A 9,553-nucleotide genomic window follows, 5' to 3' on the forward strand; every position below is an offset into this window, starting at 1 on the left:
GTAAAACTTCATGACCACAAAACGACATTCAGGCTATTCTTTACAAACCCGCGTTGCGCAGGCCTTAAGTTATGTGGAGCCGCGCACCCAAGGGTTGGTTCCGCCTACTTACTCGTCCACTACTTATTTGCGTGATGCCGACAATGAATATCGCTCGGGCTTAATTTACTCTCGTGATGACAACCCAACTTACGATGTTGTGGAAAGTGTTCTTGCTGACATAGAGGAAGGCGAGCAGGCGCTATTATTTAGTTCGGGAATGGCGGCAGCGGTTGCCGTTTTTCAAGCGCTTAAACCTGGTGATCACGTATTGGCACCGCAGGTAATGTATTGGGCGTTACGCAACTGGTTGCTGGGTTTTGCCCAAGAGTGGGGCTTACAAATAGAGTTAGTAGACATGACCAACTTAGCGGCAATTGAGCAAGCGCTAAAGCCGGGTGAAACCAAATTGGTGTGGCTAGAAACACCAGGAAACCCGCTATGGACCATTAGCGATATTGCCGCCATTAGCGAATTGGCGCATGGCGTGGGCGCCAAAGTAGCTGTTGATTCTACTTGCGCAACACCAGTACTAAGCCGGCCAATCACCTATGGTGCTGATATTGTCATGCACTCAGCAACGAAGTATTTGAATGGTCATTCCGATGTAATTGCTGGCGTATTAGTGTGTAAACAAAGCGATGAGTTTTGGCAACGCATTGGCCAGGTTCGTAGGCAAGCTGGTGCCGTGTTAAGCCCAACCGATAGTAATCAATTATTACGCGGTATGCGCACCCTAGAATTGCGTGTACGGCAGAGCAGTGAGAGTGCTTTATGGCTCGCTCAGAAGCTATCGAAAGTTAGCGCAGTGGCTGAGGTTCTCTACCCTGGATTGCCTACTTTTGCTGGACATAAAATAGCGCAACAACAAATGCAGGGTGGTTTCGGCGGTATGCTCTCGATTCGCCTCAGCGATGGCGTAAGCAAGGCAATTCAAGTGGCGGCTAATACTCAGCTCTGGAAACGAGCAACTTCACTTGGCGGAGTGGAAAGTTTAATTGAGCATCGTGCCAGTATAGAAGGTAGCGGTAGCCCAGTACCGAACGACCTGCTGCGTTTATCGGTAGGCATTGAGTGCCGCGATGAGCTTTTAGATGATTTACTGCAAGCGATGGAGAGCAAAAATCGCTAAGTAAGCAATCTCGCTCGCAAGTACAGCTTGATTTTGCCCTTGAGCAGCCCTTACGTCATGTACTGCAAGAAGCGGGAGCAGCAGTAGCAGAAATCACTTACACCGAGCAAGTAACGATGATTCTGCTTATTCCTTGTAATAGCGTTCCGAAACTCCGCGAATTTTGTGAACGCCATCAATTACTGATGCAAGAGATTCAATTGATCAGCAGTAACCGATTACTTAAATCAACCTGGCAATAGCTACTATCTGTTATTTGAAAATCTTGCTTACTGTCCGCTGGCACAAAGCGTGTTACACCAACACCCATGCTAAGTAAATCTGCGGCGCTGTAATAGAAGCCGCGGTATACATTATTAACACAACCAATGTTCTTATCGAAACCATATACGGTAATATGTTGATCTACATTGATACGCTCGAAAAACCGTGTTTCCCTGCGCAAATAGGCATCTGCATAGCGGGTAACGAAGCCTTTTAAACCAGGTAACATATATGAGCGCCACTGATAGATCCAGCTCCGATCCAGAGCGCCACCAGACCACGCAATCAGGGCATTAGCATGCACAATGCGCTCTTCAGCAGCAGTAAATAGGTAATTAGCACAAGCCTCTAAACACACATCGGTAACTTCAATAACAAACTGTTTTTGTTGCAGCAAATAGCCGATTTGCATTGCTGCCATTGGGTCACCGCGCTCGCTTGTTACTAGCAGGTGGCGTACATCAGGATTTGCTTCGGTAAGCCGAACTAATTCTTCGAGCGTTGCTGCGCTTATATGGCCATCAATACTAATAACTGTATCGTGCAAAGAAACTCGCCCTTCGGGCGGTACAGGAGGAGAGCTACAGGCAACCACACTAAGTACACTAACGCTTAATAAAATAACGTGGTAAAAAATTCGTTGCATACGTGTTCCTAGCCTCAGCTGATTGATTCGATATGATTACCACCCCGAGATTTAGCATTACTGAGCGCATTCTCTGCTCGTACAACTAATTCCTCTAGGGCCTGTTCTGTTGTGTTACTAACCGCAATTCCAGCAGACACGGTAATGGTTCTTGTAGTGTGGCTGTGGGAATAAGAAATATTCTGCTCTGCGAGAGCTTTGAGAAAATCTGCACAACGTTGATAGGTTTCTTCATAACCGAGATACGGGAGCAAAACTCCGAAGCGCTGTTCAGAAAGGCGGGATACCAGCTCACCATTTCGGCGAAAATATGCGATTAACAAGTTTGCTACCTGAACAACTAATGCTTCGCCAGCGCTTTTACCTAACGAGTTGTTGTAAGCTTGATAATCGTTTATGGCAAAGAAAACGATTGTTAACTCGTGATGCTGTCGGCGCGCTCGGGCAAGCTCTTCTTGTAACCGGTCAGTAAATTGTTGTTGGTTGGCTAAATCGGTTAGGCCATCACGTAACACTAACTCACGTAATGCATCATTGTTGGCTAGTAACTGTTGCTGTGATGTTTGCAGTGTTAACTGTAATCGTTCTGTAGTAATGGCTGTAGCGATTAATTCGCCAATTAAGCGGGTGCGGCGAATATCCGCTTCCGACCAGCGCCGTTTCCTCGCCACCATATCAATACCAATGAAGCCAATTAAATCTTGCTGTTGGTAAAGACCAATGCAAAGCACCGATTGAATATCTTCACGAGCAAATTCATCGCGTTCTAATGCAGCTTGCTCTGGCAGCGAAAGCGTATCTGCAACTACAAAAAGGCCACTTTGCAGCATTTCATTCACAAAGTAGGGCAAGGCCTGATGAGGAATGTTTTGTAAATCATCAATGTGGCTAGAGATACCTGAGTTAACCCACTCATGAGTGTTGGTTATTGCCATGTGATCATGATCGAACAAAAATACATAAGTTCTATCGGCTTGGCAAAACTCACCAAGAGCCGAAAGCGCTTGCTGAATATTGCTATCGATATTAGTTGAGTTACAACAACGTAAAGAAGCGGATAATTCGCCAACAATTTTCTCAAAGCGAATCACATCTCGAATGGATAGCTCGGCGCTAGACATATCCATGGGGATGTCAGTATTTACGAATAGGCGATGATCTCTTGGTTGCAGTGTTACCGCGTAAATGCATTCAGAATCGCCATAATATTGATTTGTTTCAATGCTAATAGGAAAGCCATGCACGAGCAGATCACGCCGATTAATAGGTTCGCCAGTTAGGCCAGCCATGAGTGGTGAAGCGATGGGGAGCTCTGTATTTGCTGTGTTGCTGAGTTGTGCATCAGGAAAGAATTTTAAAGCACTAAGTTGATTTTTTAAGCTGATCTCACGATCCAGATCAAGGAGTTTACAGGCGGTTTCGTTCGCGAAATACTCGCGGATGATGGTGCTATTTATAGATTTCTCCGTTGCAAATACAACAGCAACAGGTAATAAATCTACCACAGTTTGCCAATTTTTTGTGTCGGCTCCAGAAGTTGGCATCACAGGTTCCCAAACGAGGTTGGATTATTATTATTAAGTGTTTTCCTAGGTTGCTTGCTTCCGTAAAGATTGTCAATAAAATGGATGCATTTTTGCGCAGAACAAGAGCAGGATTTAATGCAAAAACACATGGCTAATGGTAACTTCAACGCTAGTATTGATTAATTAGACGCCTATGCTCGACTATGGCGTTTGTGATCGTTATAATGCTGCGTCATTTTTTCATGAAGCACTGTTTCCGGTGTTCATTTAGAAAAAGAGCGCGAGGCCGCGAAAAGTGAAATTACTTTTCGAGTTTGCAGGCCCTAGATTTCTGGAGTAGCGCACTCATGGTTTATCTATCGATAGATAGCTGTGAATGCGATAATACGTACATGCACTAGTTAGTGATGCTGAGGTAACAACGCAATGCAGGTTTCTGTAGAAGCAACTGAAGGTTTAGAGCGCCGGATCACCATTACCGTTCCGGCCGAGAAAATTGATAGCGAAGTAAAAGCGCAAGTTAAACAACGTTCGCGTACTGTTCGCATGGACGGCTTCCGCCCTGGTAAGGTGCCGGTAAGCTTAGTTGAGAAACGTTTCGGACCTGCGATTCGCCAAGATGTGGTAATGGAGCAAATTCAGCGCCACTACATCGAAGCTTTGGTACAAGAGAAAATCAACCCAGCTGGGGCTCCGCGCTTTGAAGCGAAGGTTGATGAAGCTGGCAAGGATCTGGAATTCGTAGCGATAATTGAAATTTATCCTGAGGTTGAATTGAAAGATCTCGATAAAGTTACCGTTGAAAAGCCAGTAGCTTCTGTATCTGATGCTGATCTTGAGAAAATGTTAGAAACCTTGCAAAAGCAACACGCTACCTACGAAGAAGTAAAGCGTGGCGCGAAAAATGGCGACAAGGTTACCTTTGATTTCTTAGGCCGTGTTGATGGCGAAGAATTTGAAGGCGGTAAGGCTGAAAACTTTGAACTGGAAATGGGCGAAGGCCGTATGATTCCGGGTTTTGAAGACGGCATGAAAGGTTTGAAAGCCGGCGCTGAGAAAACTATCGAAGTAACTTTCCCAGAAGATTACCATGCGGAAAATCTGAAGGGTAAAGCAGCTGAGTTTGATTTAGTGATTAAGGCCGTGAAAGCAGCCAAGTTACCAGATTTGAACGATGAGTTTGCGCAACAGTTTGGTATTGGCGACGGCGGTATTGATGCCCTTCGCACTGAAGTTCGTAAGAATATGGAACGCGAACTAAAGAACGCTGTGAAAAATAAAGTGAAGCAGCAAGTAATTAAAGGATTATTAGCGGCTAACAATGATGTGCCAGTTCCTAGCGCATTAAAGCAGCAAGAAGTGCAGGTATTGCGTGAACAAGCCATGCAGCGTTTCGGTGGCAATGGCCAAAACATGCCAGAATTGCCAGCTGAGTTGTTCGCTGAGCAGGCGGAAGAACGCGTTAAAGTTGGCTTGCTATTAGGCCAAGTGATTCGCAGCAACGACCTTAAGGTTGATGAAGCTCGCGTTAAAGAGATGATCGAGAACACAGCATCTGCTTACGAAGATCCACAAGAAGTAGTTGCTTACTATGCTGAGAATGCCGAAGCAAAACAACAAGTTGAAAATGTTGTTTTAGAAGATCAAGCGATTGATTTAGTGCTTGAAAAAGCCAAAATCACTGAGCAAGAGCTGAGCTTCGACGAAGTGATGAATCCACCAGCAAAATAAGCGTTTGCTGAAATTCTCAGGAATTGGTTTAATGGCTCGGGTGGATACATCCGAGCCATTTTTTTAGGAGTGAATTCGATAATGGGAAATACAGGTACAGATCCGATGGCAGCATTAGTGCCAATGGTAATTGAGCAAACAGCGAAAGGTGAGCGTTCTTTTGATATTTACTCACGGCTGTTAAAAGAAGGCATTATTTTTTTAGTGGGCCCTGTTGAAGAGCAAATGGCGAATCTAATAGTAGCACAAATGCTGTTTTTGGAATCAGAGAACCCAGAGAAAGATATTTACCTCTATATCAATTCTCCGGGTGGCTCGGTAACAGCAGGGATGGCTATTTACGATACGATGCAATTTATTCGTAACGATGTATCTACTATTTGTATTGGCCAAGCAGCAAGCATGGGCGCCTTCTTGTTAGCGGGTGGCGCGAAAGGGAAACGTTTCTGTTTACCTAACTCACGAGTAATGATTCACCAGCCTCTTGGTGGTTTCCAAGGGCAGGCATCAGATATCGAGATTCATGCGCGTGAAATTATGTACATCAAAGACAAATTGAATCGTATTTTGGCAGAGCATACAGGGCAAGATATTGAGCGAGTAGCAAATGATACCGATCGGGATAACTTCATGAGCTCTGCGCAAGCCTTAGAGTATGGCATTATTGATAAAGTGATTAGCAACCGCGGTGAAAAAGCTGAGTAAATCGTGTTATTCTAGGAATCATGGAATAATACGCGCATAAATTGTTTAGAGTACATGCACTGTGTACTGGAGAAGTTAATGACAGAAACAACATCTGGCGATGGTAAAGGCAGTAAATCACTTTACTGTACGTTTTGCGGCAAAAGCCAGCACGAAGTTAAAAAGCTTATTGCAGGGCCTTCGGTTTTTATCTGCGATGAGTGTGTTGATTTATGTAATGATATTCTGAAAGAAGAAATTAAGAATATCGCCGCCGAAAGTGCAGATGATAACTTGCCAACGCCGAAAGATATTCGGCAGCACTTGGATGATTATGTTATTGGCCAAGATCACGCGAAGCGCGTGCTCTCGGTAGCTGTATATAATCATTACAAGCGCCTGCGTAATGCGGGAGTGCATGACAATATTGAGCTTGGCAAAAGTAATATATTGTTGATTGGCCCTACTGGCAGCGGTAAAACGCTACTAGCAGAAACCTTAGCGCGTTTCTTGGATGTACCTTTTACTATGGCTGATGCCACAACGCTAACAGAAGCAGGTTACGTTGGCGAAGATGTGGAAAACATCATTCAAAAGTTATTGCAGAAATGTGATTACGATGCGGCTAAAGCGGAACGTGGTATTGTTTACATTGATGAAATCGATAAGATTTCACGCAAATCAGATAATCCATCGATTACCCGTGATGTATCAGGCGAAGGTGTGCAGCAAGCACTTCTTAAGCTCATTGAAGGAACCATCGCTGCAGTGCCGCCACAAGGTGGCAGAAAGCATCCTCAGCAAGAGTTTGTGCAAGTAGATACATCGAAGATATTGTTTGTGTGTGGTGGTGCGTTTGCGGGTTTAGAGAAAGTAATTGAGCAACGCTTAGCTACAGGAACTGGTATTGGCTTTGGTGCTGAATTGAAAGCAAGCTTAGAGAAGAAACAAACAAACATTCTTACTAAGGTTGAGCCTGGAGATTTGGTGAAGTATGGCTTAATTCCAGAGTTTATTGGCCGCTTGCCTGTGGTTGCTAGCCTTACTGAGCTCGATGAAGACGCACTAGTACAGATTCTAAGCGAACCGAAGAATGCAATTACTAAGCAATATGCAGCATTGCTCGATATGGAAAACGTAGAGTTAGAATTCCGTGAAGATGCCTTGCGAGCAATTGCCCGTAAAGCGATGCAACGGAAAACAGGTGCCCGCGGCTTGCGCTCAATCGTTGAAGATGTGTTGTTATCAACAATGTATGAGCTACCTTCTATGGATAACGTGAGCAAAGTAGTGATTGACGAAACGGTAATCACCGGTGAATCAGACCCAATCTTGATATATTCAAATCAAAAAGACGCCCAAGCATCGGGTGAATAATCAACAAAAGGAGCCATTTGGCTCCTTTTTTCTTATCTAAGCATTGAACTTTATCTGATAAGCCGCATATTAAGGGTATAGCAGATTATTCGGACAGTTGATTATGGGAACAGAGATGACAGAAGAGAGCGGTAAACGACAAGGCATACCGGTATTACCATTGCGTGATGTGGTGGTATACCCACATATGGTGATTCCGTTGTTTGTAGGTCGAGAAAAATCGATCCGGTGTCTAGATGCAGCAATGGATGCTGACAAGCAAGTGTTCCTAGTGGCGCAAAAAGATGCTGGGGTAGAGGAGCCTGGCGAAGATGATATTTATGAAATAGGTGCAATAGCAACTATTCTGCAAATGCTAAAACTCCCCGATGGTACCGTTAAGGTTCTAGTTGAAGGCATGCAGCGCGCTAAAGTTACCGCGTGGCAAACAGATGATGAGTTTTTTCGCGCTGATATCGAAACGCTTACTACCGAAGCAATGGATGAGAAAGAGGAAGAAATTCTGGTGCGCTCAGCTCTTAACCAGTTTGAAGGTTACGTAAAGTTGAACAAGAAAACGCCACCGGAAGTTTTAACCTCTTTAAATGGTATTGATGACGCGGATCGCTTGGCCGATACAATGGCAGCACATATGCCATTAAAGCTTGCGGATAAGCAACGTGTTCTAGAAATTGTTGTGATTCAAGAACGCTTAGAGCACTTGATGGCGTTAATGGAAGGCGAGATTGATATTTTGCAAGTAGAACGCAAAATTCGCAATCGTGTTAAGCAGCAGATGGAAAAGAGCCAGCGCGAGTATTATTTGAATGAGCAAATGAAAGCGATTCAAAAAGAACTTGGCGAAGGTGAAGATGGTGTTGATGAGTTTGAAGTGCTTGCCAAGAAAGTTGATGAAGCACAGATGCCAAAAGAAGCGTTTGATAAAACCAAAGCTGAGCTACAAAAACTGCGCATGATGTCGCCAATGTCGGCAGAAGCTACCGTGGTGCGCAGCTATATTGATTGGATGACAAGCGTTCCTTGGCACAAGAAATCACGGGTTAAAAAGGATTTACATCAAGCGGAGAAGATCTTGAATGAAGATCACTTCGGCTTAGAGAAAGTGAAAGAACGTATTTTAGATTATTTAGCTGTGCAGCAGCGCAGTAAGAAAGTACGTGGGCCAATCTTATGCTTAGTGGGGCCTCCTGGGGTTGGTAAAACATCGTTGGGGCAATCTATTGCTAAAGCCACGGGCCGGAAGTATGTGCGTATGGCATTAGGTGGCGTGCGTGATGAAGCTGAAATTCGCGGCCATAGGCGCACCTATATTGGCTCTATGCCGGGCAAATTAATCCAGAAAATGGCGAAGATAGAAGTACGTAACCCGTTATTTTTGCTCGACGAGATCGATAAGATGGCTTCTGATATGCGGGGCGATCCATCGTCAGCTTTGTTGGAAGTGCTTGACCCAGAGCAGAACAGCTCATTTAACGATCATTATCTAGAAGTAGATTACGATCTTTCCGACATTATGTTCGTAGCAACTTCGAACAGTATGAATATTCCTGCACCGCTATTAGATCGTATGGAAGTAATTCGTTTATCTGGTTATACAGAAGATGAAAAACTGAATATCGCTAAGCGACATTTACTAAATAAGCAAATGGAGCGGAACGGGCTACGAAAAGGTGAAGTGGAAATAGCCGACGATGCGATTCTCGGGATTATTCGTTACTACACGCGAGAAGCAGGTGTGCGTAATTTAGAGCGAGAAATTTCTACGTTATGCCGGAAAGCCGTGCGCCGGATTTTGCTGGATAAGAAATTGAAGAAAGTAACGATTAAGCAAGCAAATCTAGAAGATTTTCTAGGCGTGCAACGTTTTGATTTCGGTAAAGCTGAAGAGCAAAATCAAATCGGCCAAGTTACTGGATTAGCGTGGACGCAAGTAGGTGGTGATTTATTAACGATTGAAGCTACGAATGTATCTGGAAAAGGCAAAGTAGTATGTACAGGTTCCTTAGGTGATGTAATGAAGGAATCGATCAGTACAGCTATGACAGTAGTGCGTAGCCGTGCAGATAAATTGGGAATACAGCCTGATTTTTACGAAAAGCGTGATATTCATGTGCATGTTCCTGAGGGTGCAACTCCAAAGGACGGCCCAAGTGC

At 44.4% G+C, this 9,553-nt stretch carries 7 protein-coding genes and 1 pseudogene; 6 read left to right on the forward strand and 2 right to left on the reverse strand.

The genetic code is table 11. The features are described 5' to 3' along the window. The first annotated feature begins 10 nt into the window (after positions 1-10). Together ACNA7P_RS08345 and ACNA7P_RS08350 are read left to right on the forward strand one after the other, a co-directional pair. Positions 11-1,171: a trans-sulfuration enzyme family protein gene (locus tag ACNA7P_RS08345; protein WP_416258165.1), complete on the forward strand. Its 1,161-nt coding sequence runs from the start codon at positions 11-13 to the stop codon at positions 1,169-1,171. Between the two features lie 32 nt (positions 1,172-1,203). Then, positions 1,204-1,413 (forward strand): annotated as a pseudogene (locus tag ACNA7P_RS08350) (DUF1949 domain-containing protein); the annotation flags it as partial. Here the strand turns inward: ACNA7P_RS08350 and ACNA7P_RS08355 are convergent. Both ACNA7P_RS08355 and ACNA7P_RS08360 read right to left on the reverse strand, forming a co-directional pair. Next, on the reverse strand, positions 1,368-2,081 hold the full coding sequence (locus ACNA7P_RS08355) for a hypothetical protein (protein ID WP_416258166.1): 714 nt from the start codon (positions 2,079-2,081) through the stop codon (positions 1,368-1,370). The pseudogene ACNA7P_RS08350 and the gene ACNA7P_RS08355 overlap by 46 nt on opposite strands. Positions 2,082-2,095: 14 nt before the next feature. Beyond that, entirely contained in the window at positions 2,096-3,625 is a 1,530-nt protein-coding gene (locus ACNA7P_RS08360; RefSeq protein ID WP_416258167.1) for a GGDEF domain-containing protein, read from the reverse strand. Positions 3,626-4,033: 408 nt separating this feature from the next. Between ACNA7P_RS08360 and tig the strand changes: the two genes are divergently transcribed. The 4 genes from tig to lon all read left to right on the forward strand — a co-directional run. Further along, on the forward strand, positions 4,034-5,338 hold the full coding sequence (tig, locus tag ACNA7P_RS08365) for a trigger factor (RefSeq protein ID WP_416258168.1): 1,305 nt from the start codon (positions 4,034-4,036) through the stop codon (positions 5,336-5,338). 81 nt (positions 5,339-5,419) lie between these two features. Then, positions 5,420-6,043, forward strand: coding sequence for an ATP-dependent Clp endopeptidase proteolytic subunit ClpP (clpP, locus tag ACNA7P_RS08370; protein ID WP_416258169.1), 624 nt, complete (start codon positions 5,420-5,422; stop codon positions 6,041-6,043). A 78-nt stretch (positions 6,044-6,121) separates the two neighbouring features. Continuing rightward, a complete protein-coding gene (gene clpX, locus ACNA7P_RS08375; RefSeq protein WP_416258170.1) occupies positions 6,122-7,399 on the forward strand; it encodes an ATP-dependent protease ATP-binding subunit ClpX in 1,278 nt (425 codons plus the stop codon). 115 nt (positions 7,400-7,514) lie between these two features. Next, a partial coding sequence (lon, locus tag ACNA7P_RS08380) for an endopeptidase La (protein ID WP_416258171.1) occupies positions 7,515-9,553 on the forward strand: 2,039 nt, incomplete at its 3' end.

This window comes from Aliidiomarina sp. (assembly GCF_047920995.1).
In the GTDB taxonomy this organism is placed as follows: Bacteria; Pseudomonadota; Gammaproteobacteria; order Enterobacterales; family Alteromonadaceae; genus Aliidiomarina.

Bases quoted from the DNA above. Each gene is read 5' to 3' on its own strand.
- ACNA7P_RS08345 (WP_416258165.1), top strand. From the start codon at position 11: ATGACCACAAAACGACATTCAGGCTATTCTTTACAAACCCGCGTTGCG.
- ACNA7P_RS08355 (WP_416258166.1), bottom strand. From the start codon at position 2,081: ATGCAACGAATTTTTTACCACGTTATTTTATTAAGCGTTAGTGTACTT.
- ACNA7P_RS08360 (WP_416258167.1), bottom strand. From the start codon at position 3,625: ATGCCAACTTCTGGAGCCGACACAAAAAATTGGCAAACTGTGGTAGAT.
- tig (WP_416258168.1), top strand. From the start codon at position 4,034: ATGCAGGTTTCTGTAGAAGCAACTGAAGGTTTAGAGCGCCGGATCACC.
- clpP (WP_416258169.1), top strand. From the start codon at position 5,420: ATGGGAAATACAGGTACAGATCCGATGGCAGCATTAGTGCCAATGGTA.
- clpX (WP_416258170.1), top strand. From the start codon at position 6,122: ATGACAGAAACAACATCTGGCGATGGTAAAGGCAGTAAATCACTTTAC.